The following is a 554-nucleotide window of genomic DNA, read 5'->3' on the forward strand; positions in this document are numbered from 1 at the left end:
CTTTCATGGATGGCATCTCACGTCGAGTGAAGACGGGCAGGCGCCGACGCAGCGGCGCCTGCCTTGCGATTATTGCGCCTGGTTTGCGGCTTCGGCAGCAGAGATCAGCCCAGCGCCGATTTCGCCTTCGAACTTCTTCCACACCGGTTTCATCGCATCGCGCCATTGCCCACGTTCTTCTGGCGTAAGCGTGATGATTTCCGTGGTTTTGGCGGCAAGGATGCGCTGCTTGTCACCCTCGTTCAGTTGCTGGGCTTCCTTGTTCACGTGGGTGGTGACTTCCACGACGATCTTGTCCAGTTCGCTGCGCACGTCGGGCGGCAGGCCGTTCCAGAATTTGGTGTTGGTGATCAGCATGTAGTCCAGTACACCGTGGTTGGATTCGGTGATGTACTTCTGCACTTCATGCATCTTCTGGCTGTAGATGTTCGAGTAAGGATTCTCCGCCCCGTTGACCACACCGGTCTGCAGGCCTTGATATACCTCGGCAAAACTCATCTTGCGCGGATTGGCGCGCACCGCCTTGAATTGCTCTTCCAGCACCGCCGAGGCCT

1 protein-coding gene is annotated in these 554 nt (G+C 57.6%); it reads right to left on the reverse strand.

Annotated features, from left to right (window positions below; translation table 11 throughout):
- Window positions 1-69: 69 nt before the first annotated feature.
- Window positions 70-554, reverse strand: a 485-nt coding sequence (gene dctP, locus J5M71_RS26820) for a TRAP transporter substrate-binding protein DctP (RefSeq protein ID WP_207838531.1), incomplete at its 5' end; no start/stop codon positions are given.

It is taken from the genome of Pseudomonas sp. 43(2021), from assembly GCF_017490805.1.
In the GTDB taxonomy this organism is placed as follows: Bacteria; Pseudomonadota; Gammaproteobacteria; order Pseudomonadales; family Pseudomonadaceae; genus Aquipseudomonas.